General features: G+C 66.2%; 19 protein-coding genes. 7 read left to right on the plus strand and 12 right to left on the minus strand.

Annotated features, from left to right (window positions below; genetic code table 11):
• Positions 1-141: 141 nt before the first annotated feature.
• A complete protein-coding gene (hppD, locus tag QXZ94_RS24835) occupies positions 142-1,260 on the minus strand; it encodes a 4-hydroxyphenylpyruvate dioxygenase (protein ID WP_315726514.1) in 1,119 nt (372 codons plus the stop codon).
• A 122-nt stretch (positions 1,261-1,382) separates the two neighbouring features.
• Here hppD and QXZ94_RS24840 point away from each other — a divergent pair, with 122 nt between their 5' ends.
• Positions 1,383-1,862 carry an Lrp/AsnC family transcriptional regulator gene (locus QXZ94_RS24840; protein WP_315722799.1) on the plus strand — a complete coding sequence of 160 codons (480 nt, stop codon included), beginning with the start codon at positions 1,383-1,385 and terminating at the stop codon, positions 1,860-1,862.
• Positions 1,863-1,951: 89 nt separating this feature from the next.
• The gene (locus QXZ94_RS24845) at positions 1,952-2,263 is read left to right on the plus strand and encodes a DUF1272 domain-containing protein (protein WP_315722801.1); all 312 of its coding nucleotides are present in this window, start codon (positions 1,952-1,954) and stop codon (positions 2,261-2,263) included.
• 177 nt (positions 2,264-2,440) lie between these two features.
• On the opposite strand, the gene fahA is transcribed toward QXZ94_RS24845, so the two are convergent.
• The 5 genes from fahA to QXZ94_RS24870 all read right to left on the minus strand — a co-directional run bounded on the left by fahA (position 2,441) and on the right by QXZ94_RS24870 (position 8,113).
• Positions 2,441-3,715, minus strand: coding sequence for a fumarylacetoacetase (gene fahA / locus QXZ94_RS24850; protein ID WP_315722803.1), 1,275 nt, complete (start codon positions 3,713-3,715; stop codon positions 2,441-2,443).
• Positions 3,716-3,914: 199 nt separating this feature from the next.
• Entirely contained in the window at positions 3,915-5,261 is a 1,347-nt protein-coding gene (gene hmgA / locus QXZ94_RS24855; RefSeq protein WP_315722805.1) for a homogentisate 1,2-dioxygenase, read from the minus strand.
• On the minus strand, positions 5,261-6,217 hold the full coding sequence (locus QXZ94_RS24860; protein WP_315722807.1) for an MBL fold metallo-hydrolase: 957 nt from the start codon (positions 6,215-6,217) through the stop codon (positions 5,261-5,263). The genes hmgA and QXZ94_RS24860 overlap by 1 nt, the downstream gene beginning before the upstream one ends.
• A gap of 23 nt (positions 6,218-6,240) precedes the next feature.
• Positions 6,241-6,468: a DUF2783 domain-containing protein gene (locus tag QXZ94_RS24865; RefSeq protein ID WP_315722809.1), complete on the minus strand. Its 228-nt coding sequence runs from the start codon at positions 6,466-6,468 to the stop codon at positions 6,241-6,243.
• A gap of 10 nt (positions 6,469-6,478) precedes the next feature.
• The gene (locus QXZ94_RS24870) at positions 6,479-8,113 is read right to left on the minus strand and encodes an FAD-dependent oxidoreductase (protein ID WP_315722811.1); all 1,635 of its coding nucleotides are present in this window, start codon (positions 8,111-8,113) and stop codon (positions 6,479-6,481) included.
• 150 nt (positions 8,114-8,263) lie between these two features.
• Here QXZ94_RS24870 and QXZ94_RS24875 point away from each other — a divergent pair, with 150 nt between their 5' ends.
• Positions 8,264-8,818, plus strand: a complete 555-nt coding sequence (locus QXZ94_RS24875) for a MarR family winged helix-turn-helix transcriptional regulator (protein ID WP_315722813.1) — start codon at positions 8,264-8,266, stop codon at positions 8,816-8,818.
• A 109-nt stretch (positions 8,819-8,927) separates the two neighbouring features.
• Here the strand turns inward: QXZ94_RS24875 and QXZ94_RS24880 are convergent, their stop codons facing one another.
• Positions 8,928-11,384 carry an adenylate/guanylate cyclase domain-containing protein gene (locus tag QXZ94_RS24880; RefSeq protein ID WP_315722815.1) on the minus strand — a complete coding sequence of 819 codons (2,457 nt, stop codon included), beginning with the start codon at positions 11,382-11,384 and terminating at the stop codon, positions 8,928-8,930.
• Positions 11,385-11,631: 247 nt separating this feature from the next.
• Complete coding sequence (locus QXZ94_RS24885; protein WP_315722817.1) at positions 11,632-13,725, minus strand: AsmA family protein; 2,094 nt, start codon at positions 13,723-13,725, stop codon at positions 11,632-11,634.
• 213 nt (positions 13,726-13,938) lie between these two features.
• On the opposite strand from QXZ94_RS24885, the gene QXZ94_RS24890 reads away from it, so the two are divergent.
• Positions 13,939-14,613 (plus strand): Crp/Fnr family transcriptional regulator, encoded by a 675-nt coding sequence (locus QXZ94_RS24890; protein ID WP_315722819.1) that lies wholly within the window; start codon positions 13,939-13,941, stop codon positions 14,611-14,613.
• Positions 14,614-14,975: 362 nt separating this feature from the next.
• Positions 14,976-16,607 (plus strand): glycosyltransferase family 39 protein, encoded by a 1,632-nt coding sequence (locus tag QXZ94_RS24895; RefSeq protein ID WP_315722821.1) that lies wholly within the window; start codon positions 14,976-14,978, stop codon positions 16,605-16,607.
• 16 nt (positions 16,608-16,623) lie between these two features.
• Here QXZ94_RS24895 and QXZ94_RS24900 read toward each other — a convergent pair whose 3' ends face one another.
• The 4 genes from QXZ94_RS24900 to QXZ94_RS24915 form a co-directional block, all read right to left on the minus strand.
• Complete coding sequence (locus QXZ94_RS24900) at positions 16,624-19,767, minus strand: efflux RND transporter permease subunit (protein WP_315722823.1); 3,144 nt, start codon at positions 19,765-19,767, stop codon at positions 16,624-16,626.
• On the minus strand, positions 19,767-20,693 hold the full coding sequence (locus tag QXZ94_RS24905) for an efflux RND transporter periplasmic adaptor subunit (RefSeq protein ID WP_315722826.1): 927 nt from the start codon (positions 20,691-20,693) through the stop codon (positions 19,767-19,769). Before QXZ94_RS24905 ends, QXZ94_RS24900 begins: the two co-directional genes overlap by 1 nt.
• Before the next feature lie 169 nt (positions 20,694-20,862).
• Positions 20,863-21,537 (minus strand): OmpA family protein, encoded by a 675-nt coding sequence (locus QXZ94_RS24910; protein ID WP_315722828.1) that lies wholly within the window; start codon positions 21,535-21,537, stop codon positions 20,863-20,865.
• A 145-nt stretch (positions 21,538-21,682) separates the two neighbouring features.
• On the minus strand, positions 21,683-23,227 hold the full coding sequence (locus QXZ94_RS24915) for a caspase family protein (protein ID WP_315726516.1): 1,545 nt from the start codon (positions 23,225-23,227) through the stop codon (positions 21,683-21,685).
• A gap of 351 nt (positions 23,228-23,578) precedes the next feature.
• Here QXZ94_RS24915 and QXZ94_RS24920 point away from each other — a divergent pair, with 351 nt between their 5' ends.
• Both QXZ94_RS24920 and QXZ94_RS24925 read left to right on the plus strand, forming a co-directional pair.
• The gene (locus QXZ94_RS24920; RefSeq protein ID WP_315722830.1) at positions 23,579-24,385 is read left to right on the plus strand and encodes an N-acyl homoserine lactonase family protein; all 807 of its coding nucleotides are present in this window, start codon (positions 23,579-23,581) and stop codon (positions 24,383-24,385) included.
• Between the two features lie 490 nt (positions 24,386-24,875).
• Positions 24,876-25,175: a hypothetical protein gene (locus QXZ94_RS24925; RefSeq protein ID WP_315722832.1), complete on the plus strand. Its 300-nt coding sequence runs from the start codon at positions 24,876-24,878 to the stop codon at positions 25,173-25,175.
• Positions 25,176-25,299 lie beyond the last annotated feature (124 nt).

Raw genomic sequence — 25,299 nt, forward strand, 5'->3', positions numbered from 1 at the left:
TTGCGCCCACCCTCATTGCGAGCGAAGCGACTTGTCCGCCGAAGCTCGAAGAGCGAAGGCGGAAGCAATCCAGAGCTGCGCGCGCGTCTCTGGATTGCTTCATCGCTTTACTTCTCGCAATGACGGGCAAACCGACTCGCCCTACTCCGCCGCCTCCACCTTCAGCACGCCGCGGCGGATCTGGTCCTCCTCGATCGATTCGAACAGCGCCTTGAAGTTGCCTTCGCCGAAACCGTCGTCCCCCTTGCGCTGGATGAATTCGAAGAAGATCGGGCCGATCGCGTTGGCGGAGAAGATCTGAAGCAGCACCTTGGTGTGGCCGCCCGCAACGACGCCCTCGCCGTCGATCAGGATGCCGTTGCGCTTGAGCCGCGCGACGTCCTCGCCGTGCTTGGGCAGGCGCGCCTCGATGCGCTCGAAATAGGTCTCTGGCGGCGACGGCATGAACGGCAGACCTGACGCGCGCAGGCCCTCGACGGTGGCGTAGATGTCGCGAGCGCCGCAGGCGATGTGCTGGATGCCCTCGCCGCGGTAGGTCTTCAGATATTCCTCGATCTGCCCGGAATCGCCGGCATCCTCATTGATCGGAATCCGGATCTTGCCGTCCGGGCTGGTCAGCGCGCGCGAGAACAGGCCGGAGGCGCGGCCCTCGATATCGAAGAAGCGGATCTGGCGGAAGTTGAACAGTTTTTCGTAGAAGCCCGCCCACACATTCATGCGGCCGCGGTGCACATTGTGGGTCAGGTGGTCGATATAGTAGAGGCCCGAGCCCGCAGGGCGCGGATCGCGCGCACCTATCCAGTCGAATTCCAAATCATAGGCCGAGCCCTTGGCGCCGTAGCGATCGACCAGATACAGCAGGCTGCCGCCGATGCCCTTGAGCGCGGGGACGTCGAGCGTCTTCCGGGCCGACGGCAGATCGGCGGGCTCCGCGCCGAGGGCGATTGCCCGGGCATAGGCCTTCTTCGCATCGACCACACGGAACGCCATCGACGGCGCGCACGGGCCATGCGCGGCGACGAAGTCGTGGCCGTGGCTGCCGGGCTCTTCATTCACAAGGTAGTTAATGTCGCCCTGGCGATACAGCGTGATCGCCTTGGTCTTGTGCCGTGCGACCGCGGCAAACCCCATCAGCTTGAACAGCGCATGCAGCTCGCCCGCGTCGGGATGGGCATATTCGACGAACTCGAAGCCATCCGTGCCCATCGGGTTGTCGGTGGAGATGGTGGCAGGCGGTGCATCGTGCGGAAACGGACCCATGGGCGGCAGCTCCTTGAGCTTGATCCGGAGATCATCGCCCGGATTCCGCGCATGGAGCGTGCAAACCATTGTCATTTTCGCCTGGATATGCACGATCCGTGCATAATCAGAGGACATGGCGCATGATTTCGATCGACAGCTTCGATATCAAGATCCTGGCCGCGCTGCAGGACGATGGCCGGCTGACAAACCAGGAGCTCGCCGATCTCGCCGGGCTGTCCGCCTCGCAATGCTCACGGCGGCGGATGCGGCTGGAGGAAGACGGCGTCATCGCCGGCTATCGCGCCCAGCTCGCCAGCCAGGCGCTGGGTTTCGAGCTGATCGCCTTCATCCAGATCACCTTGGCGACGCATTCGCCTGACAACGCCGAGAGGTTTCGCGCGCTGGTCAACCGCGTCGACGACATCCAGGAGGCCTATGCGCTGACCGGCGATTCCGACTATCTGCTGAAGGTGGTGCTGCGCGACCTCAAAAGTCTGTCCGACATCGTCAACAACGTGCTGATGCCGCACCAGAGCGTCGCGCATGTGCGCTCCTCGATCGTGCTCGACCGGCTGAAGGAGAGCGCGAAGCTGCCGCTGGGATCGCTGTCGTCAGGCTGACAGCATGGCGCAAATCGAGGGAACTTCGGCATTCACCTCCGTCACGGCTTTTGCGACAGTCGCAATATTCCCGGCATTGCGAGACGATCATGGCGCTACAGCTTCGTCCTAACTGCGAGTATTGCGACAAGGACCTCCCGCCCTCCGCGATGGACGCGCGGATCTGCTCGTACGAGTGCACCTTCTGCGCCGATTGTGCGGAAACGAAACTGTTCAACGTCTGCCCAAACTGCGGCGGCGGCTTTGCGCCGCGGCCGATCCGGCCGACGCGGGAATGGCGCCCTGGCGTCTGCACGGTGAAACAGGTGCCGTCGGACAAGCGCGTGCATCTGAAGTACGCGACCGAAGACGTCGCAGCGTTTGTGGCCGGTGTGAAGGACGTCGTACCGGAGAAGCGCTGACCTCTCTCCTCGTCGTTCCGGGGCGGCCCGCAGGGCCGAGCCCGGAATCCATAATCACGACCCGACGTGTGGATCGAAAGCATAGCCACGAGCAGCTCGCACGACAGGTCCGCCTGTGAGTATGGATTCCGGGCTCGCGCTGCGCGCGCCCCGGAATGACGGCGGTGGGTGGGGTGGCTATTCGGCCGCGACAATCGTGCCTTCAACTTCGCCGAAGCCGACACGATAGCCCTGGCCCTGACACCAGCCGCGCATGATGAGCGAGTCGCCGTCTTCCAAAAACGTGCGCTTCACGCCGCCGGCGAGCTCGACCGGCTCGGTGCCGTTCCAGCTGATCTCGAGCAGGCTGCCGCGCTGGTGCTTGTCGGGGCCGGAAATGGTGCCGCTGCCGAGGAGATCGCCGACGCTCATGGCGCAGCCGCTCGAGGCATGGTGCATCAGTTGCTGGACGCTCGACCAGTACATGTATTTGAAGTTGGTCTGCGAGATATTCTGAGCGGCATTGCCACCTGACGCACGCAAGGCGACGTCGAGCGCGAGATCGTAGTTCTGCGCGCCCTTCTGCTGCAGGTACGGCAGCGGTGTCGGATCCTGGACTGGCCCGGCGACGCGGAACGGCTCCAGCGCCTCCCGCGTGACGACCCACGGGCTGATCGAGGTCGCGAACGCCTTGGCCTGGAACGGGCCGAGCGGGACGTATTCCCATTGCTGGATGTCGCGCGCGCTCCAATCGTTGAGCAGCACGAAGCCGAAGATCATCGCCTCCGCCTGCGCCTCGCTCAGCATCTCCCCGAGCTGCGAGGACTGGCCGATGACGACGCCCATCTCGAGCTCGAAGTCGAGCCGCTTGCACGGGCCGAAGCTCGGCACCTCGGCGCTCGGCGGCTTGAGCTGGCCGCGGGGCCGGCGCACCTTGGTGCCGGAGACGACGACCGTCGAGGCCCGGCCGTTGTAGCCGATCGGCATGTGCAGCCAGTTCGGCTGCAAGGCGTTGTCCTTCCCGCGGAACATCACGCCGACATTGGTCGCGTGCTCCTTCGACGAATAGAAATCGGTGTAGCCGGCGACGTGGAACGGCAGGTGCAGCGTGACGTCCCGGCGCGGCAGCAACGCCCGGCTGCGCAGCGGCTTGTCGTCGCGCAAGCGCGGATTGTCATCGCGCAGCAGCGCGCTGATCGCGGCGCGGGTCTTCGACCACACGGCAGGGCCAAGCGCCATGAAGGCGTTGAGCGAGGGCTGCGCGAACACCTCGTAGGCCGGCGAGAGGTCGAGCAGGCCTTCGTCCTCGAGCACGGCGAGGTCGAGCACGAACTCGCCGATCGCGACGCCGACGCGGGGCTTCGGTGAGTCGACGGCGGAGAATACGCCGTACGGCAAGTTCTGGATCGGGAAGTCGGACGATGGATCGACCGGGATGAAGGAGCGGAGCGAGGGGTCGTTGGGGTGCTTCACGTTGTGTTCCTGAATTCGTGCCACGCCTCCCGCTGTCATTCCGGGGCGGCCCGCAGGGCCGAGCCCGGAATCCATAGCCACAGGACGATGTGTGAGGCGAGTTGGTTGTGGCTCAGCTTTCCATCTACACGACCGATCGTGGTTATGGATTCCGGGCTCGCCGCTTCGCGGCGCCCCGGAATGACGGCGGAGATTGCGACTACCGACGGTTCGGATCGAAGCGCTTCTCCAATCCATTCCAGCAATCGGCATAGTCCGGCTGCAATGTCCCGGACTCCGCGGCATGCTTCGTGATCCGCTGCGGGAAGCGGGTCTCGAACATGAAGGCCATCGTGCCCGTGAGCTTGACCGGCTTCAATTCGCCATTGCTGGCGTGGTCGAAGGCTTCCCGATCCGGGCCATGCGGCAGCATGCAGTTGTGCAGCGACATACCGCCCGGCACGAAGCCTTGCGGCTTGGCGTCGTAGACGCCGTAGATCAGGCCCATGAACTCCGACATGATGTTCATGTGATACCATGGCGGGCGGAAGGTGTTGTCGGCGACCATCCAACGCTCCGGGAAGATCACGAAGTCGATGTTGGCGGTGCCGGCGGTTTCCGACGGCGAGGTCAGCACGGTGAAGATCGACGGGTCGGGATGATCGAAGCCGATGGCGCCGACCGGCGAGAAGGTGCGCAAATCGTATTTGTACGGCGCGTAGTTGCCGTGCCAGGCGACGACGTCGATCGGCGAGTGCTTCAGCTCGGTCTTGAACAGCGCGCCGCCCCACTTCACGTAGAGCTCGGTCGGGGTGTCCTTGTCCTCGTAGGACGCCACCGGGGTCAGGAAGTCGCGGGCGTTGGCGAGGCAATTGGCGCCGATCGGACCGCGCTCCGGCAAGGTGAAGGCGCCGCCATAATTCTCGCAGAGATAGCCGCGCGCCGGCCCCGCCGGAATCTCGACCCGGAATTTCACGCCGCGCGGGATCACGACGATCTCGCCCGGCTCGGCGTCGATGCGGCCGAACTCGGTGACGAACAGCAGGCGACCCTGCTGCAGCACGAACATCAGCTCGCCGTCAGCATCGTAGAAGTGCTGGTCGACCATCGACTTGGTGATCAGATAGACATGCGTCGCCATGCCAGCCTGCGTCGCGGCATCGCCCGCCGTGGTCATGGTCTGCACGCCCTGCAGGAACGTGACCTCACCAGAGGGCATCGGGGTCGGATCCCAGCGCAGTTGCTGCACCGTGATCTCCTGCTCATGGCAGGGCGCCGTGCGCCACAGCCCCGCATCGACCTTCGCGAAACGCCCCGAGTGTTTCACCGAGGGACGGATGCGATACAGCCAGGAGCGCTCGTTGGAGCCGCGCGGCGCGGTGAACGGCGATCCGGACAATTGCTCGGCGTAGAGCCCGTAAGCGCAGCGCTGCGGCGAGTTGCGCCCGACCGGCAGCGCGCCGGGCAGCGCCTCCGTCTCGAACGAATTGCCGAAGCCGGACATGTAGCCCGGCGTGACCTGCCCCGTGGCGCGGTGAAGCCGGTCAGGCGATGTGTTGACGTTCATCATCCTTCTCCTTGCAGGCGGGCCCACATCTCGCGGTCGCGCTCGGCGGTCCAGATCACGGGATCGTCGATGCCGCTGGCTTCGTCATAGGCGCGCGACACGTTGAACGGCAGGCAATGCTCGTAGATGGCGAAGCTTGAGAATTTCGGATCCATGACCTCGCGCGTTGCCGCCATCGATTCCTTGAGGCTGCGCCCCTTGGCGACCGACATCTCGGCGGCGCCATACAGCGAGCTGACGAAGTCGCGGGTCATCGCGATCGCCTCGCGCACGGTCGCCTCGCCCTTCAGCGCATCGCCGCGGCCGGGTGCGATCGCCTTGGGATTGAAGTCGCGGATCTCGTTCAAGGTCGAGGGCCATTCGCGCAAGTAGGCGTCGCCGCAATAGCAGGCTGAGTGGTACTCGATGAGATCGCCGGAGAACATCACCTCGGCGTCCGGCACCCAGGCGACGATGTCGCCCGAGGTGTGGCCGGCGCCGAGCTGGATCAGCTGCACCTCGCGCTTGCCGAGATGGATCGTCATCTCGCCCTCGAAGGTCAGCGTCGGCCAGGTCAGGCCGGGAATGCTCTGCGCGTCCTGGAACAGCCGCGGGAAGCGGCCATATTCCGAATCCCAGTCCTGCTGGCCGCGCTCGACGATCAGCCGGTGCGTCTCCTGGGAGGCGACGATGCCTTGCGCGTGATAGGCCGAGGCGCCGAGCACGCGCACGGCGTGGTAATGCGACAGCACGACATATTTGATCGGCTTGTCGGTGACCGTCTTGACGCGCTCGATCACCTTGCCCGCCATCGCCGGCGTCGCCTGCGCGTCGAACACGATGCAGCCGTCGTCGCCGACGATCACGGCCGAGTTCGGATCGCCCTCCGCCGTGAACGCATAGAGATCGGGGCCGATCTCGGAGAAGGTGACCTTCTTCTCGGCCATATCGGTGGTGGATGCGAAACCCTTCGCCATCAGTTCATTCCTCGTGTCGGCAGCTATTGCTGCTGTTGCTGCTGTTGCTGGCTGGTGTCGATCGTGCGCCGCTTGGCTAGCGTGATCGCCTCGCGCAACACGGTGATGTCGCCGATATGATTGGCGAGGATCAGCACCAGCGCAGCATCGAGATCGGCGCTCTCCTTGTCCGAGAGGCCCCGATGTGCCTCGACGACCGCGCGAAAGGCGTCGTCCGGCCTGACGAAATTGGAAGCGGTCGAGAGTGCCATGATCAGCTCCTCAGCCCAGGCCGGAGGCACGCGCGACGGCGAGCTCGATCGCGGCACGCGTCGGATGCTGGAACCGCGCCGCGACATAACCGTCGGGACGCAGCAGATAGGATGTGCCCGGCTCCGCACCATAGCGCTTGCCGGCAAGCCCTTCGCAATCAACCAACCCGTCGGCATCGCCGATCCTGATGACGCCGAGATCGTCCGGGACGTCGGCTGCTTCGCCATTGGCGAACGACAGCAAGGTGAAGCGGCGGCCCTGTGCATTGAACGCGTCAGTCAGATAAAGGTGCCGACCGTCCGCGGCTCGAAGCGGCGCGTCGAGCATCGAGGTCCCCGGACGTGGCCCGGCTGACCAGGGTTCTGCATCGGCCGTCGACAGCGGGGTCTCATAGATGGACGGCACCGACAGCCGGCCGCCATTGACCATGCGCTTGCCGAACTCGGTCTCCTTGGCGAGCGACAACACCGCCTTGCGCAGCCGCGCCTCCTGCGCGCTGACCGGCGCCATGAAATCGGTGGAGCGCGTCGACTCCCGGATGTTCTCGTCGGCCGCGGCGCTGCGCTCGATGTGATAGGTCTCGAGCAGGTCGGACGGCGACGTGCCGCGCAGCACGCGGTCGAGCTTCCACGACAGGTTCTCAGCGTCCTCCAATCCGGAGTTGGCGCCGCGCGCGCCGAACGGCGACACCTGATGCGCGGAATCGCCGGCGAAGATCACGCGGCCATGGATGAAGCGCTCCATGCGGCGGCACTGGAACTTGTACAGCGAAATCCATTCGAATTCGAACTCATCGTGGCCGAGCATGCGTGCGATGCGCGGGCGCACGTTCTCCGGCTTCTTCTCGACCTGCGGATCGCAGTCCGGCGTCAGCTGCAGGTCGATGCGCCAGACGTCGTCGGGCTGGCGATGCAGCAGCGCCGAGCGTCCGGCATGGAATGGCGGATCGAACCAGAACCAGCGCTCGGTCGGAAACTCCGCCGTCATCTTGACGTCGGCGATCAGGAACTGATCCTCGAACACCTTGCCGGAAAAGCCGGCGCCGACCATCTGCCGCAGCGACGAGCGCGCGCCGTCGCAGGCAATCACATATTGCGCCGACAGGAGATAGGGACCATCAGGCGTCTCAATGGTCAGAACAGCCCGGTCATTGCGCTGTTCAAGCGCGATCACCTTGTTGCGCCAGCGCAGCGATATGTCCGGCAATTGGGTGACGCGATCGACGAGATAGGCTTCTGCGTAGAACTGCTGCAGGTTGATGAAGGCCGGTCGCTTGTGCCCCGGCTCGGGCAGCAGATTGAACTGATACAGCTCGGAAGGCCCGTGAAAGATGCGGCCGACATTCCACACCACGCCCTTGTCGACCATGCGGTCGCCGACGCCGAGCCTGTCCCAATAATCCAGCGAGCGCTTGGAGAAGCAGATTGCCCGCGAGCCCTCGCCGATCCGGTCGGCGTCATCGAGCACCACGACCGCATGGCCGCGCTGCGCGAGATCGATGGCAAACGACAGGCCCACAGGACCGGCGCCCACGACGACGACCGGATGCTCGGCCGGCGCGACCTGGTTCTGGTCGCCGTGCCGATGATAGCCGAACTGAACCTTCGCCTGGCTCGCGCCCTGCCCCGGATTGGCCTGCACCATGGCTTGCTCGCCTTGTGGTTTTCTTGAATTGTCGAAGCGACCGACATTTCCTCGGGTCAGACCTCCAGCCGACTTGCCAGATAGTCTCACCTGCAACTATTCTAAAGCTGACGGCCTCGGCCGCGTCAACTCAAAAATCGGAGCGCGATCGTGGCCGATCCATCAGCAGCGACGTCCCGGCGACAGGCAAAGACCGTCGCTGGCCGGAATGCCGCAGCGCGACATGACGACGAGCGGCTCGACCTGTTCAAGTTTGCGCCGTTTCGGCTGAATCGCCTCGCCGCCGAGGTCAGCGCGGCGCTCGCCAGCGAATACCGCGAGCGTTACGGGCTCGACATTCCGGAATGGCGTGTGCTGGCGACGCTGGGCTTCCGCCGCGAGGCGTGCAGCGCGCAATATGTCGCAGCGTGCACACGTACGCACAAATCGACGATCAGCCGCGCCGTGACGTCGCTGCTGGAGCGGCGACTGATCGAGCGGGTCGAGAACGCCGACGACCGCCGCGAATTCCGGCTGCGCCTCACGCGAAAGGGCAAGACGCTCTACGAGGAGCTGATCCCCCGCCTGCAGCAGCGCGAGCGCGAGATCATGGCCTGTTTGTCCGCCGACGAGCGCAAGACCTTCGACCGGCTGATCGGCAAGATCGAGGCGAGCCTCGATCTGATCCAGACCAGCGAGGAAGCCGACGCCAAGCAGGCCTATTAGTTGCGAAGGTGCAGGGCGGGCAAAGCGCCGCCACAGGCGGGCGCGTGCCCGCCGTTCTTCGTCGAGTCGACAAAGGACACAGTGCAGTCGCCATTGCCTATCCTTCGGATCAGGTCGCAGACGAACGCCGCCGCTCTTCCGGGACGTCGAGCCCTTCACTGCCCTCGCCGCGCCAGCGCAGGATCTCCATCGCCAGCACCGGATGGTTGAAGCCCTTGAGATGCAGATCGTCGATCGGCCGGGCATCGACCGACGCCTCGACCACGCCATACACCCGGCGTGACACGATCACCTGCCCCGCCTTGGCCGCGTCGCACAGCCGCGAGGCGAGATTGGTGACGCTGCCGATCGCGGCGTACTCCAGCCGGTTCTCGAAGCCGACCTGCCCGAGCGTGGCGTAGCCGACCGCGATGCCGACGCCGAAGCCCAGGCTGTGGCCGCGGTTCTTCCAGCGCTCCGTCAAATGGCCGATCTCGTCACGCATCTCCAGCGCCATCTTCACCGCGCGCGTGGTGTGATCGTCGAACGGGATCGGCGCATTGAACAGGATCATCACGCCGTCGCCGGCATAGCGGTCGAGCGTGCCCTCATATTTGAAGATCAGCTTGCCCAACGCGGCGTGATATTCGCGCAGCACGTTCATCGCCTCTTCGGGCTCGGTCGTCTCGGTGAACGAGGTGAAGCCGCGCAGATCGCAGAACACGACGGTGACCTCACGGCGGTGGCTCTCCAGCAGCGCGTCGTGCCCGTCCGACGACGCGATGATCTGCGCCACTTGCGGAGCAAGGAAGCGCTCGAGCCGGCGGATGCGCTCGATCTCCCCGAGCTGCTTCTCGACGCGATCCTCCAGCGATCTGTTCCATTCGCGCAGTTGCTCGGTCTGCTCGGTGAGCTTGGCCGCCTGCTGCTGGACGGTGTCATGCGCCAGCGCCAGCTCGCGGCCCTTCTGATCGACCTCGGTGAACAGTCGCGCATTACGCATCGCCAGCACCGCCTGGTGGGCAAAGGTGCGCATCAGACCGATCAGGCTCGCCGGAAACGCGCCCGCCGCGCGCCGAAGCACCACGAGCGCGCCGAGCACGCCCTGCTGATCGACCAGCGGCGTGAACAGCACGGCGTGGAAGCCGGCCGCCACGGCGACGTCGCGCAGCGGGTGATCCGGCGCGGCTGCGAGTTCGGCGATCGCGATCGGCTCGCCGCTGCGAACGGAATCGGCCAGCAGGCTCGTTTCCTCGTCGAGCATGTTGTATGCGGCGTCCGGCGCGCGCTCCACACCCTTGGCTTCGACGAGCCTGAAGCGGCGGGTCGGAGCCTCGTAGGAATAGATCAGGACAGCGTCCGCATGGGTGATCTCGAGCGCCCGCGCCGCCACCGTCGGCAGCACGGCATTGAGATCGAGCGAGGACGAGACCGCACGCCCAACCTCCTCCAGCACCTTCAGCTCGTTGATCGACTGCGCGAGATCGCGCGTACGCTCCTCGACCTTGGCTTCGAGCACCGCATAGGATTGCGCGAGCTGGCCGGCCATACTGTTGAACTGATCGGCCAGCTCCTCAAGCTCGTCGTGCGTCTTGACCTCGATACGCTGGGCGAAGTCACCGGCGCCAAGCTTGCGCGCGCCGGCGCGCAACGCGGTGATCGGAACGAGCATGCGGCGCGCCAGCAACGAGCCGGCGAGAATCGCAACCGCAAGGCCGAGCGCGATCAGGAGCGCGCCGCGCAACAGCTGATCGCGGATCGGGGCAAGCGCATGCGCGGTCGACTGCTCGAAGAAGACGACCCAGCCGAGCTTGGGCAGCGTCGCGACCGCCGACAGCACGGCATGCCCCTCGCTGTCGGTCCCGGCGGCCAGCGCCTGGCCGTCGGGCGCCAGCATCGCCGCCACCTGGGGCAGCTTGGCGAGGTCCTGGCCGACCGCCGGCCCCTTCGCCGAGCTCGCCAGCACCTGGCCCTTGGGGTCGACGACATAGGCGATCCCGACCTTGCCGACCTGCGCCTCGGTCATGAAGTCGTCGAGAAAGTCGAGATCGATGTCGGCCACGGTCACGCCGGCATTGAAGCCGGAATGCGCGACCGAGATCGACATCGTCGGCTGCGCGCCCTTGAAGGTCACGGCCGAGAAATGGCTGCCATGGGTGACGGTGTCGGTGAAACGCAGGTCGCGCGACAGATCATTGCCCGAGGAGAACGAGATCGAGGTGCGCGAGACCCGGAGCTGCTCGCGGCCCTGGCCGTCGAGCTGATAGAGCTGCCGCACCGCCGGCGCCTGGCTCAGCAGCTGCACGTAATCGGCGCGGCGCAGCTCGAGCGTATTGGCGCTCGCCCGCGTCACCCAGCTGATCTGGCGTTGCAGATCCGAAACCGCCTGGTCGATGCGCCGGGCGCTCACATCGGCCTTCTCGGCCATCGCGGCGGTCAGGCTTGCCTTGGTCGACTGATAGCTGATCCAGGTTTCGGTCGCGCCGTTCACGGCCAGCACGAACACGACGAGTCCGACCAGCGACACGACATATTTGGCGAACAGGCCCTGCCGCAGCGACCAGCCTCTGTTCTCGACCCCGTTCATCCGGACCCCTCACGCGCGGCATGGCCGAGGTTGAAACCCCGGATCGGCGCGTCCGCTGCCATCCTCGCGACAGCGACACATCACAGACGGAACCGCCCGTGGGCCGAGCTGGTCCGTTCACCGGGATGCGTTTAGCACAGAATGAGAGGCAGGACGGCTTCCGATGCAGCCCCTATGGTAGCGATGATTGTCGCCGTCGCATCCTCCATGCAGAGGAGCGGGCCGCTCGTCGCGCGACGGTTCAGTATTACCTATTGAAGATGCGCTTCAAGACGTCGTTCATCGGCTGGCTGTCCTGCGTGCCATCCGGTGTATCGGACGAGCTTCCGGCAGCCGCGGCACCCGAGCCGGAGTCGGTCGGCGGCGGGCTGACTGGCGCCTGCAGCAGCGGCGCCGCGCCTTCGGTCGGATTGAGCGTCCGGCCGCGGCTTCTGACGGGCGGCTGAGTGCCCTGCTGCAATCCCTGCTGGATCAGATTGCCGATGGCGGCGCCAAGCTCGCCTCCGAGCAGACCGGACTGCCCATTTGCCGGCGCCTGCGCATTCGGGGCCGATGGCGCCGCATTGGGGACCGTGCCGCTGCCGGACGTGGAGTTGCCGATCAGGCCGCCGATGCCGTTGATCAGATTGTCCAGCCCGGCGCCGTCCTTGCCGAACAGCCCCTGCCCCATCTGCTTCAGCTTGGCATAGGCGGCGTCGGGATTGTCGAGGATGCCGGCCATGTCGGGATAGAAGCGCGGCTGGCTCCAGGGGCCGTCGATCACGACGGGAATGCCGAGGCCGACCGGATCCGAGGCGCGGCCCTGCCCTTCCGTCGTCATCACGAGCTTGGGCTCGACGCGCATCGCCAGCGCGCGATTGCCGAGATCGATCGTGCCTGCGCCGGTGACCTTCACCAGCGGTCCGACCAGGTTGAGATCGCTCGTCGCCGCCTGGCCGCGTTCGATCTGGAACGAGGCCGAAAGCTGCGTGAGATCGGTGGTGAGCTCCTTGGCATCCTGCCAGCCCGACAGCGGATTGGTCGTCAGCGAGCGGATCATCTGCGCGACGTTGATGCCGCGGATCGCGCCGTCCTGGAACAGCAGGAACGCCGAGCCGCTCAGATTGCTCATGATTGCCTGCTGGCTGGCGCCGTTCGAGCGCAGCGCCAGCTTGCCCTGCATCCGCGCGTCCAGCTTGTCGAAATCAGCGACGTTTTGCAGCAGCGGGAGGGCCCGGACGCCGACGAGATCGCAATGCATCGCGTAGGCCGGATTGCCCGTTGACGCGTCGATCACGACCTCGCCGCTGGCCTGGCCGGTGTAGAGGCCGAGATTGGTGACGGTTGCCTTCAGCACCCCGCCGGCCAGCGACGCTTCCGCGTCCAACGGGCCGAGCCGCGCGCCGGCGATGCTGATGTCCGTCGCGGACAGCTTCACGCGGGCATCGACGTAGTTCAGCCCCCGCAGGTCGATCGCTGCGGTGCTCCACCCAGCCGTGCCGCGAGATGCTGCCGGGCCCGCAACGTCGAGGCGGCGCACGTCGAGGTCGACCTTCACCAGCGGCTTGCTCGCGAGGTCGACCGAGGCCCAGCCGTTGAAATCGCCGTCGCCAAGCGCGCCGCTCAGGCCGTTGATCATGACCAATGAACCATTCAGGCGGACATCGGCGCGGCCGGCGAGAACACCGCGAAACGCGCTCTCCATTCCGATCTTGAAGTCGACCGGCAGGGTCTGCCGATCGATCGGCATAGAAGGCGCCGCCGACGTGACCTCGAACGTCACCGGACGGTCGCCGGCCCGCGCCGCTCCCGCAATCCTGATCTTGCCGTCATCGCTCAGCGAGGCGGTGGCACCAATGCCCTCGATACGGTTCTCGACGCGATCCCGGGCGTTGGAGAGGATGACGGCACCGTCCCTGACCGTAACGCGCTCGACCCGGACCGAAGCTGCGGCGTCCGGCTTCGCCGCCGTACGGTTCCGCGGCGCGTTGTCGCGCAACCGTTCGCGCAGCAACGGCAGGTACAGCGTGGGTTTGTCGATGACGACCTCGCCGATATCGGCCCGGCCGGACCACAGGCTCGACAGCGCCATGTCGGCCTGCAGCCTGCCGATCGTCAGCCGATTGTTGCCGTCCCGCTCCTTCGGATCCTGCAGGGTGATGTCGGTCAGCGTGGCATGCAACGACGGCCACAGGCTGACGCGGGCGGAGCCGGCAATGCTCAAGCGGTAGCCGGTATCGCGTTCGACGCGGTCCTGGATGGCGACCGTGAGGAAGCTCGCCGGAAGTCCAAAGGCAAGCGCCAGGGCGAGCACGACGATGACGACGCCAACCAAACCGCCTGCGATCTTGAATGCTTTCATGTCGATGTCCCAAGCGCGACGCGCGAGCGGTCTCCACCGGTTAGCATGCGGCAACGCCGACCGGGTTCAATTCGAATTTTTCTCAGAACGAGAACCGCCCCGTGAGCGACCAAACTAGGCGCAAGCCCCTGCGCCCTTATGTGACTTATGACACACTTCCGCCCGGGCGGATTCTGTAACTGAGGCGATAAACCCAATGCCGAAGGTATAGTGATGAGCAAGCAGGCCGAATTTGCGGTCATTCTCAAGATGAATCCGATGTTCGCGGACCTTGGTGCCGACGAGCTGCAGCGGATCTCGAACCTCTGCCATACCCAGCATCTCTCCTCCGGCGAGGTCTTGTTCCAGAAGGGCGATCCCGGCAATGCCCTGTTCGGGGTGCGGCGCGGCCAGATCCGAATCGAGACCGGCGCCACCGACGGCAGCCGGCTGACCCTCAACTTCATGGGGGCCGGCGATCTGTTCGGCGAGGTCGCGGTGCTCGACGGACAGGAGCGCACGGCCGACGCCACGGCCGGTGAAGCGACCGAATTGTTCGTGCTCCGGCGCGAGGATTTCCTCAGCTTCCTGGAGCGCGAGCCCAAGGTGGCGATCAGGATCATTCAACTGCTGTGCCAGCGCATCCGATGGCAGAGCGAGCGCATGGAGGAGTCCGTCCTGCAGCCGCTGCCGGTGCGGCTGGCGCGCCGGCTGTGCGCCCTGGCGGAGGATTTCGGTTCGGAGGTGCATATCTCCCAGGAGCAGCTCGGCGTCTTTGTCGGCGCGGCGCGCGAGAGCGTCAACCGTCAGTTGCAGGCCTGGCGCAAGGACAGCATCCTGGACCTGCAACGCGGCCGCATCCTGCTGCACGACCTGACCAAACTCAACACGATCGCCCGCAACGAATGAGGATGGAGCACATCGCGCTCCATCTACAAGGACGATGGTGATAGCGACGTGACGATCTGCCGGGTCATGATCAGCTGATCCTCGTCGCCCCCGCGACGCGCAGCGGACGTCGGGGGCACGCGCCAATTCTGTCCGTTCCAGGCCGAGGCGATGGCGGGAACCGTCCACCGTGCATCGTTTCGTATCGGCCCCGGCCAAACATGATCGCAATTGGGCCATCGCACCTCACAATTTGCGACATGAACCCTTTTTAACAATTCTAACAAGGGGTCGATCCGCCGGCGGCGAGCTCCGTTGGGCTGCGCGCATCGGCGTGTCGGCGAGCGTTGTCGCGTCGGACCAGGTGAGTTGGAAGTGCGGTCATGAGTCTTGCGTTGCCGGCGATTGCGGTCGAGGCGAACGGTTCGGTTGCCCGCTGGCGCAGAGCGCTCAATGTCTGGATCGACGCCGTCGAGGACGGCTGGGCGGTGCCCGCGCTGATCGTGGGGTTCGTCGCGGCCTGGATGGTCTATTTCTCGATCGCCTATGTCGGCGGCGATCTCCACCAGGACGTGATCGAGACCTGGTCGCTCGGGCGCAGCTTCGCGTGGGGCTCGACCAAGCATCCGCCGCTGATGGGCTGGGCCGCGCGGGCCTGGACGCTGGTGTTTCCGCTGACGAACTGGTCCTTCAACCTGCTGGCGCTGACGAACGCGGCGGTCGGATTGTGGGCCGTCGATCTGATTACCCGGCGCTTCGCGCGTGGCGACAAGCGCCTCGTCGTGCTGCTGCTGCTGATGCTGCTGCCGATCTATCAATTCCATGCGCAGCGCTTCAACGCCAATGCCGTGCTGCTGTCGAGCTGGCCGTTGGCGACCTGGTGCTTCCTGCGCTCGTTCGAGACGCGCAAGGCAGGCTGGGCCATCGCGGCCGGGCTGGCCGCCGCGCTCGCCATGCTCGGCAAATACTACTCGATCTTCCTGATCGCCGGCTTTGCCGTGGCCGCGCTGTGCCACCACGACCGGCGCGCCTATTTCAGCTCGGCGGCGCCCTGGGTCGCCGCGCTCTCCGGCCTCGCCGCGCTGGCGCCGCATCTGGTCTGGCTCGCCGCCACCGGTGCGCAGCCGTTCTCGCATGCGATCGCGCATCACGTCGGCAAGACCGGCGCCGCCGCGCTGCTCGAGGGCAGCGGCTTCCTGCTGGCGATGGCCGGCATCGCCGGCATCCCCGGCCTGATCTGGCTCGCGATGACACGGCCGCGCTTGGGCCGGGTGCTGAACGATGCGCTCAGCCTCGGCTCCGGGCTCCGCCTGCTGGCGATGATCGGTCTCGGCAGCGTGGTCTTCCCTGCCCTGATCTCGGTGATCTTCCGCACCGACATGCCGCCGCTGTGGGGCTTGCAAGGCGTCTTCCTGCTCGTGATCGTCATCGTCTGCGGCGCCAGCTATCAGGCTCCCCGCGATTTGACGGCCAACCTTGCCGCAATCGCCATCAGCATCACCGCCATCGCCGCCACCATCGTTGCGCCGCTGCACGCGCTGTATCGGAACTACGCTCCGCTGAGCGAGGGCCGCAACTTCTATGTGCCCGCGGTCGCCGAGCTCGATCGCCTCTGGCGGACCGCAGCGAGCACCGGGCTGCCCGCGGTGGGTGGCGATGACGGGCTGGCCTTCGCCGCGGCCTTCTACGGCACTGATCATCCACGCTATGAGTTGAGCCTCGTGCATCCGCGTGAGCTGCAGCTCCCGAGCGAAGCGCTGACCGCACAGGGCTGGGCCGCGCTGTGCTACGACACCGACATCTCCTGCATCTCCGGAATGAGCGCCGTGGCGGCGCGAGCCAAGCATTCGGTGCAGGCGGGCTTCACGCTTCGCACCAACCTGTTCGGCTGGCAGGGCGCCAGCCAGGGCTTCGTCGCACTGGTCGTACCGCCGGAGACGCCGCCGTCGTCGGCGCCTTCGCAAGGTCCCTACGATCTCAGCGCACGCCGGCGTCTGCCGAGGACGACGAACTGACGCCGGCTCCCTTAACTCATTCCGCCGCCGGAGTGATCGCCGGCGGCGGCTTGTGCTGATGCCCGGCGTCCGGCGCGTGTTCGGACGGCGCCTCCTCAGTGCCGTCCGACACGATGAGCTTGCGGCCGAGACGCGCGAACAATGCGCCGACGTCGTCCATCACCAGGAACATCGCCGGCACGAACAGCAGCGATAGCACGGTCGAGAACACCAGGCCGCCGATCACCGCGAGCGCCATCGGCGAGCGGAATTCGCCGCCCGCGCCGACCGCGAGCGCGCTCGGCATCATGCCGGCGACCATCGCGATCGTGGTCATCACGATCGGGCGCGCCCGCTTCATGCCGGCATCGATGATCGCCTCATCGCGCTTGGTGCCGGCATGGATCGCCTCGACCGCGAACTCGACCAGCATGATCGCGTTCTTGGTGACGATGCCCATCAGCATCATCATGCCGATATAGACGGGGATCGTGAGCTGCTTGCCGGTCAGCATCAGCGCGCCGATGGCGCCGCCGATCGACAGCGGCAGCGAGAACAGGATGGTGATCGGCTGCAGGAAGGTGCCGAACAAGAGCACCAGCACCGCATAGACGATCATCAGGCCCGCCGTGATCGCCGTGATGAAGCCGGAGGCCAGCTCGTTCAGGCTCTCGGCATCGTCAGACGGAATCAGCTTAACGCTCGCCGGCATCGTCTTTCTGACCGGCAGCTCGTCGATCAGCTTGGTCGCATCGCCGAGCGCCGCCAGTCCGACGAGATCGGCCGAGACCGTCGCCTGCCGGCCGCGATCGTAACGGCTGATGCTGGTCGGCCCCTGGTCGAGCTTGATGTCGGCGACGACCGCCAGCGGCACGCCACCCTTCTCGCCATATTGGCCGAGCGGCACGCGGAGCTGCTCGAGGATCTTCACGTCGCTGCGCGCCGCATCCTCCAGCTGCACCCGGATCGGAACGAGGCGGCCGCCCACGTCATATTTCGCCAGCGCGGGCCCGACGTCGCCGATGGTGGCGACGCGGATCGTTTGCGACAGGCTTTCGGTCGACACGCCGAGGCGCGCGGCGAGATCGGCGCGCGGCTGCACGCGCAATTCCGGCCGGTCGAGCGAGGTGTCGGACACCACGTTCGAAATGATCGAGATCCGCTTCATCTGCGAGGCGAGCTCGCTCGCGACATTGTCGACCAGCTTGGGATCGGAGCCGGTCAGCACCAGCTTGATCGGGCGCAGGCCGTTCTCGTCGGTGAACCAGAAGCGAATGTCGGGGATGGTCTCGAGATCCTTGGTGATCTCGAGCTCGAGCTCCTTCTGGGTGATCTTGCGCTCGGTCTTCGGCGTGTAGTTGACGATCATGCCGGCGCGGCGCACCTCCATGGCGCCCTGCAGCCGGCCACCGTCCACGAACACGCTGCGTACCTCGGGCCGCTTGCGCAGGCGCGCCACGATGTCCTCGGTCACCTTCTCGGTATAGGCGAGCTGCGCGCCGGGCGGCAGCTCGATCGCGAGCAGCGATCGCGCCGCGTCCTGCGCGGGCAGGAACCCTTGCGACAGCAGCGTCGTGCTCCAGATCGAGGCTGCGAAGATGCCGATGCCCAGGAGGACCGTGACGAAATAGTGCTTCACCGACCACGTCACGATGCGCTGATAGGCACGCAGGATGAAGCCCGGCGGCGGATCGTCATGGTCGTGGTGCTTGAGGAAATAGGCCGCCAGCATCGGCGTGACGAAACGCGCCGCCAGCAGCGAGAAGAACACCTGGACCGAGACGGTGATGCCGAACTGCTTGAAGAACTGCCCGGCGATGCCGGACATGAAGCTGGCCGGCGCGAAGATCGCGATGATCGTCAAACTGATCGCGATCACCGCGAGCCCGATCTCGTCGGCGGCGTCGAGCGCCGCGCGATAGGGCGACTTGCCCATCCGCATGTGGCGCACGATGTTCTCGATCTCGACGATGGCGTCGTCGACGAGGATGCCGGTCGACAGCGTGATCGCCAGGAACGAGACCATGTTCAGCGAGAAGCCGAGGATGTCCATCGCCCAGAACGCCGGGAAGATCGACAGCGGCAGCGAGATCGCCGCAATGACGGTGGCCCGGAAGTCGCGCAGGAACAGCAGCACGATGATGACGGCGAGGATCGCGCCCTCGAACAGGGTCGAGATCGCGGCATCGTAGTTTCCCTTGGTGAACTCGACGGAGGTATCGATCAGTCGGAGATCGACATCGGGATGTGCCGCCTTGACCTGGTCGATGCGCTTCTGCACCGCCGCGGCAACGACCACGTCGCTGGCGCCCTTGGCACGCTTGATGCCCAGTGCCACCACCGGCTCGCCGTTGAAGCGGGCGAAGGTGCGACGGTCGGCGATGGTGTCGGTGACCGTGCCGAGATCCGCCAAGCGGACCTCGCCGCCGCCGAACAGCGGGATCATCGTGTTCGACAGCTCGTTCAACGTCTTGGCGCCGGCGAGCGTGCGGATCGCCTGGTCGTTCTTGCCGATCTCGGCGCGGCCGCCGGCGACGTCGACATTGGTGCCGCGCAGGCTCTGGCTGACATTGACGGCCGTCAGGCCCATGGCCTGCAGCCGATCGGGATCAAGCGACACCAGGATCTCGCGCTCGACACCGCCGATGCGCTCGACCTGGCTGACGCCGCGGACGCCCTGCAGCTCGCGCTTGACGACGTCGTCGACGAAGAAGGACAGCTGCTCCGGCGTCTTGCCCGGCGAGATCGCGGCGTAGGTCACGATCGGCAGGCCGATCTTGTCGACGCGCGAAATCAGCGGCTCGGTGACGTTCTGCGGGAGATCCGACCGCACCCGCGTCACGGCGTCCTTGACATCGTTGATGGCGCGGTCGGTGTTGGTCTCGAGCGCGAACGTAATCGTCGTCACCGACAGGCCGTCGGTGATCAGCGACTGGATGTGGCGGGCACCCTCGACGCCGGAAACACCGTCCTCGATGATCTTGGTGACCTGGGATTCGAGCTCCGACGGCGCCGCGCCGAACTGCGCCACCGCCACCGAGATCACCGGGATGTCGGCATTCGGCAGCCGGGTGACCGCGAGCTTGGTGAAGCTCATCCATCCCAGCACCAGCAGGATGATGGAGAAGAGGATCGAGGGCAGCGGGTTCCGGATCGACCATGCCGAGATATTCAGTGCCATCAGCGTACCCGCGTGCGATCGATGTCTTCGGCAAACATGGTCTTGATCTGGTCGCCGTCATGCAGCGAGCTGCCGGCATCGGCCACCACGATCTCTCCCTCGGCCAGACCTTCGAGAATTTCGGTCGAGGTGTCGGATACGAGGCCGACCCGGACCCTCCGGGTCTCGATCGTATCGCCCTTCACGACCTGGATGGTGAGATGATCGATCGCCGTATTGGGAACGGCGACACCGCAGCTCCGCCGCGCGTCGATGTTGGCGCGCGCGAACATGCCGGGCTTGAGCGAGGGATTGCTGGTCAGCGCAATGCGGACATGGCCGAGCTGGGTGGTCCGGTCGACCTGCGGCGCCACCACGCGCAGGCGACCGATGATGTCAGGAAGATTGTCGCGGGTGATGCGCACCGGCGCGCCGGCGCTGAGCTTCAGGAGATGAATGCTCGGCACTTCCGCGTCGAGCTCCAGCTCGTTGTTGACGGCGATGCGGAACATCGGGCCGGCCTGGGGCGAAGCCGGCGCCCCGGCAATCGTGCGCACCTCGGTGACGAGCCCCGCGGCCGGCGCGCGCAGCGACACGGGCCGGCCGGCCGCAGCGGCCGGCGCCCCCGGTTGCGGCGGAGGCGGCGTGAGGCGCCCGAGCTCCTGGTTCTCAGTAACCGTGTCGCCTTCCTTCACCAGAACGTCCGTGACGCGCGATCCCTCCTGGTCGGCGCCGACCACCGCCTCGCGGCGTGGCACGACGAAGCCGGTGACGCGCACGAGATCGGAGAAGCAGGCCTTGCCGGCCTTGGTGACGAGCACCTGGGCCTGCATCCGCGGCTCCTCGGCGGCGGGATGCGGACGATGCTCGTACCAATAATAGCCCGCGACCAGGGCCACGAAGACGACCACGCTGGCCGCGGTCTTGAGGGATTTGGGCAGCTTCATCGCAGAGCAGATCCGGTCGGCACGAGATGCGGTTTCACGGTGGGGCGGCTGTTCCGGCCGGCGTGGAGCAGACCGGCCCGACGAGACGATGCGCCCCGCAACGCTGCGAGACGCATCCGGTCACCTCGATGTGCTGCCACGCGGCCCCCGACGGCGTTATGCAGACGTGCTACTTGGCCGCCGTCTTGCTCTGCATGTTGACGACCTGGACGCGGCGGTTCACCTCGGCCAGCGGCCGGCTCGGATCCTTCAGCTTGCTCTTGCCGTAGCCGACGGTGACGAGGTCGGCGCCGGCGATGCCGAACTTCTCGACCAGATAGCGCTTGATCGCATCGGCGCGACGCTCCGACAGATCCTGATTGTAGCCGTCGGCGCCGGCGGCGTCGGTGTGACCGGCGACCACGAAAGTCGATCCCTTCAGGTCGGGGCTGGTCAGCGCCCGGCCGAGCGCCTGCACCGAGGGCATCGACTTCTGGCTGATGTTGGCGGAATTGTAGTCGAAGGTGATCTCGAGATCGATGTTCGGCTTGGTCTTGGCGACGGCCGCGATCTCCTCGCGCTCGGCGATCGACAGCGAGCGGGTCGAGCGGCCGCGGATGCTCTGCAGGAACTTGTCCTGCTCCGGCGCGACGGCCGGCGCGGCCTCCGACGGCGGCGACATCGACAGCCCGCGGGTCAACGGCTTCTTCGGCCCGGCCAGCGCGCGGACGATCTGATCTTCCGTCACGTCCTCGGCGGCGAAGGCCGGCGTGACGCTCAACGCGGCAGCCGCGCTCACCATCGTGGCGACCAGAAGACCGGCCAGGCTGGCGGCTTTGCTCAGGTTCGTTTTCGGTGCGGTCATTGCCAATCCCTCCTCGCGCGCGACTCACGCGAACTCATGTCCCACCTCATCGCGAACGGCCCCGCTCACGATGTCGGCTGTTCGCTCGATATGTCGGTCCGGCGCGCCGCATGGTTCGAGACGGCCGGACGGCGCGCGCAAAAAATCAGCGCACGCCGTAGCCTTCGAACTCGCGGGCGATGTTGGGGTCCATCGCCTTGGCGTTGGCGATGTCGAGCGCGCCCTCCTGCGCGGCGCCGTTGCGCTGCTTGGCCAGACCCCGTCCGTACAAGGACGAGGTCAGCCGCGGATTGATCTTCAGCGCCGCATCGAAATCGGCGATCGCGTTCTTGGCCGCGCCGCTCTTGAGATTGACGAGGCCGCGGCTGTCGAGCGCGTCGACGAAATTCGGCCGCAGCCGCAGCGCCTCGTTGCAGTCGCGCAGCGCGGCCTGCAGCTCGCCGACGACGGTGCGGGCCCAGCAGCGGTTGTTGAGCGCCTCGACGTCCTTCGGATTGATCCGGATCGTATCGTCGAAATCGCGGATCGCCTGCGCATAGGCGCCCTTGCTGGCATAGACCTGACCGCGACGGTACAGCGCGCTGGCGTCCTCGGGATTGGCGGCGATCTTGGCGGTCAGGCTCTTGATGGTCGGGTCCTCGGCGAACGGATCTTGCGCCGGAGCAGCCGGGGCTGCGGGTGCGACCGGAGCCGCGGGTGCGACGTTCGCGACCGGCGGCAGGGGCGCCGGCGTCGGCGCAGGCGGAAGCGGCGCGACCGGGGCAGGCGGCGGCGTATCCACCTTCTGGACCGGTGCGGGCTGAGGCGCTGGCGGAGCCGGCGGCAGCGGGGCCGGCACCGGCGGCGCCACGACCACCTGGGTCGGCGTCGGCGCAGGCGTCGGAACCGGCGCGGGCGCCGCGGTGCTCTCGACCGGCGGGGCCGGGCGGGCGCCGCCCGCGCCCGGCACGAAGGAGAAGTCCTCCGCCAGCGACGACGAGATCCACGGCACCTGCTCGCTGCGCGAGGCCCGCGTCACGCCGACGCGGGTCCGGTTCAGCGTCTCCTCGGCGGTGAGGTCGGGAACGCGGATCTCCTTCAGCAGCTCCTGCACGAACAGGCTGCGGTCGCGGCCGGTATCCGACACCACGGACGACAGAGCGGCCGAGTACATCACCAAGGTACCGCTCGGCGCGATCACCGGCGCGAGGCCGGCCGACGCCGTGCGGAACCGGCGCTCATAGGGATTGCGCCGGGAGGCATCGAGCAGCGCGATCTTCACGCCGGCGCCGCGGCTGTTGATCTCCTGCAGCACCTGCTCGAGGCTGATGCCGTCGCGCCGCACATCGGCCTCCTGCCAGATCTGCGCGTCGATCGGGATCATGTAGCTGGTGCGGCTCGACTGGATGCCGAAGCCGGAGAAGAACACCAGCGCCACCGAGCCCGGCTTGATCTTGCCATAGAGCCGTTCGAGCCCGCGGCGCATCGCATCGCCCGTGGCGTTCTCGAGCGTCTCGACGGCGAAGCCGTCGCGCTTCAGCTCGTCGGTGAGATCGCGCGCATCGTTGAGCGGTTCCTTCAACGGCGCTTCGGCATCCGGATATTTCGCGTTGCCGATCACGAGAGCGAAGCGGTCGCCGGCCGCATCAGCGGGGCCGGACCACATGATCGAGAACATCAAACCGAGCAGCAACAGCAGGCGAAGCGTCATCACGATGGCGGTCCAGCAAACAGGCGCCGTCCAGCTTGCGCCGCGGCGACCTTATCCCACGCGTCAGGCATTATCAAATCGCCGTGACGACACGTCAACCGCTTGCAGCGATTGAGGAATCGTCGAGTGCGACAGCCGCCGATGCTGTGGCTCTTGCGAGCCTGCGCTTCCACGACACCGCCCGACCATGCCGCGATACCGGCGTCATGCAATGTGAGATGCCTCACGCTTTGTCTCGGCCGACCGCGGTCCGGTTCGACGTCCACGGCAATTGACCTTCGGCGCCGGCGGTGGCTCGATGCCGGCAGGCGCGATCACCGACGCGCCCAACAACGAGAACGAGAAGGCCTGATGGGGAACGCCACCGAGATCTACGCGCTGCGCTATGCGACGATGTCGCCGCGCACCTTGCACATGAACTTCCTGCAGCCCGATCCGCACGACACCACGGCGCAGGACCTCGACTATTTCGTCTGGCTGATTCGCACCGGCGGCCGCGACATCCTGGTCGACACCGGCTTCAACGCCGCGGAGGCCGAGGTCCGCCACCGCACCCTGACCCGCGACCCGGTCGATGCGCTCGCTTCCTTCGGCGTCGATGCCGCCGGCATCCGCGACATCATCGTCACACATCTGCATTACGACCACGCCGGCAATCTCGACCGCTTTCCCAATGCGCGCTTCCATCTGCAGGAGCGCGAGATGGCCTATGCCACGGGCCGCTGCATGTGCCTGGGCATGCTGCGCTACCCGTTCACGGTCGAGCACGTCACCACCATGGTGCGGCACGTCTATGGCGAGCGCGTCACCTTCCACAATGGCGACGGCGAGGTCGCGCCCGGCGTGACCGTGCACCGCGTCGGCGGCCATTCCGACGGGCTGCAGGTGGTGCGCGTCGACACCGCGCGCGGTCCCGTCGTGCTCGCCTCCGACGCCGCGCATTACTACGCCAATCTGCAGCGCCGCAGCCCGTTTCCGATCGTCTACAATGTCGGCGACATGGCGCAGGGCTGGGAGACCGTCGAGCGGCTCGCCGGCCATCCGGATCGCTTCATCCCCGGGCATGACCCGCTGGTGACCGAGCTGTATCCGCGCGTCAACGAAGCGGCCGATGCCTATGCGCTGCACGTGGCGCCGTCGCGGTCGTTCGCGACATAGGGGCGAAGAACCTGTTCGTCTGATGTGATTGTCAAACAGCCCACGCGGCTGCAGGTCCGCGCTCTCGCGGCGCGTTTCGCGTCCGAGCTGTGATCGTCGTGAGACCCTCTTCGAGACAGAGGGCGCAGGGAAGGCCAGGCCTCGGCTGAGGCCTGCGGTCCGCGTGCAGCAAACAAGCACGCGGCAGAACCACAGGTCAGCCGGACGACCCGGCCCTCCCTGCACGACGGCTTTACGGATTATACGCAGTCTCCCCGGTGACCGGCTGGTTTGCCACCGTAGCGACAACGCGCGCATCACGCCCGTTGCGCGGACCTCAGCGTCGGGAGGCCAGGACCCTGCGACTTCACCGTCCACGGCATGGCGTACGTCGGCATGCTCTGAGCACGCTGCGCCACGCCGTGGCCATCGCATCCCACCCCAACGCGTCGTGACGTTCGCGAGGCGCCCCTCTTCAATGAGGCGGGACGGGCGGAAATGTCCGCCTGATTTGCCCGACGACACAAGAGATTTCTTTTTTGCCGAAGATCTGGACAAGCCAAATCAGCTTGAATTCACTAGACAAATTCGCCGGACGCGACCAAGGATTGCGGATGCTTTTCTGACGAGTTCATTGAGCCGCGATGGGGGCGTCCAGCAATTTCGACTTTCTCGCCGGCCAGGACGAGCGCCGGCGCGGCTGGGCGCGCTCGCCGAGCGGCTGGAAGCGGCGATCCTGACCAAGGCGTTCAAGGGCGGGCTCGTGCCGCAGGCACCCGAACGCGCCAACGGCGAAAAGCAAGTGTGCTAATAGGCCCATTGCTGCTGCGAGCCCTCCCTCACGCTAAGTCGACCCGTCAACCTTGCGGCTGGCAGCGCTCAAGTGACGAGCCAGCGGAGGATGGATCAGCTTTAGCGCATATAAGAATGACAAA

It is taken from the genome of Bradyrhizobium sp. SZCCHNS2022 (assembly GCF_032377575.1).
In the GTDB taxonomy this organism is placed as follows: Bacteria; Pseudomonadota; Alphaproteobacteria; order Rhizobiales; family Xanthobacteraceae; genus Bradyrhizobium; species Bradyrhizobium aeschynomenes.

Bases quoted from the DNA above. Each gene is read 5' to 3' on its own strand.
- QXZ94_RS24900 (WP_315722823.1), bottom strand. From the start codon at position 19,767: ATGGCACTGAATATCTCGGCATGGTCGATCCGGAACCCGCTGCCCTCG.
- QXZ94_RS24845 (WP_315722801.1), top strand. From the start codon at position 1,952: ATGGCGCTACAGCTTCGTCCTAACTGCGAGTATTGCGACAAGGACCTC.
- hppD (WP_315726514.1), bottom strand. From the start codon at position 1,260: ATGGGTCCGTTTCCGCACGATGCACCGCCTGCCACCATCTCCACCGAC.
- QXZ94_RS24870 (WP_315722811.1), bottom strand. From the start codon at position 8,113: ATGGTGCAGGCCAATCCGGGGCAGGGCGCGAGCCAGGCGAAGGTTCAG.
- QXZ94_RS24880 (WP_315722815.1), bottom strand. From the start codon at position 11,384: ATGAACGGGGTCGAGAACAGAGGCTGGTCGCTGCGGCAGGGCCTGTTC.
- QXZ94_RS24895 (WP_315722821.1), top strand. From the start codon at position 14,976: ATGAGTCTTGCGTTGCCGGCGATTGCGGTCGAGGCGAACGGTTCGGTT.
- QXZ94_RS24865 (WP_315722809.1), bottom strand. From the start codon at position 6,468: ATGGCACTCTCGACCGCTTCCAATTTCGTCAGGCCGGACGACGCCTTT.
- QXZ94_RS24920 (WP_315722830.1), top strand. From the start codon at position 23,579: ATGGGGAACGCCACCGAGATCTACGCGCTGCGCTATGCGACGATGTCG.
- QXZ94_RS24840 (WP_315722799.1), top strand. From the start codon at position 1,383: ATGATTTCGATCGACAGCTTCGATATCAAGATCCTGGCCGCGCTGCAG.
- QXZ94_RS24890 (WP_315722819.1), top strand. From the start codon at position 13,939: ATGAGCAAGCAGGCCGAATTTGCGGTCATTCTCAAGATGAATCCGATG.
- QXZ94_RS24860 (WP_315722807.1), bottom strand. From the start codon at position 6,217: ATGGCGAAGGGTTTCGCATCCACCACCGATATGGCCGAGAAGAAGGTC.
- QXZ94_RS24905 (WP_315722826.1), bottom strand. From the start codon at position 20,693: ATGAAGCTGCCCAAATCCCTCAAGACCGCGGCCAGCGTGGTCGTCTTC.
- QXZ94_RS24885 (WP_315722817.1), bottom strand. From the start codon at position 13,725: ATGAAAGCATTCAAGATCGCAGGCGGTTTGGTTGGCGTCGTCATCGTC.
- QXZ94_RS24915 (WP_315726516.1), bottom strand. From the start codon at position 23,227: ATGACGCTTCGCCTGCTGTTGCTGCTCGGTTTGATGTTCTCGATCATG.
- hmgA (WP_315722805.1), bottom strand. From the start codon at position 5,261: ATGAACGTCAACACATCGCCTGACCGGCTTCACCGCGCCACGGGGCAG.
- QXZ94_RS24910 (WP_315722828.1), bottom strand. From the start codon at position 21,537: ATGACCGCACCGAAAACGAACCTGAGCAAAGCCGCCAGCCTGGCCGGT.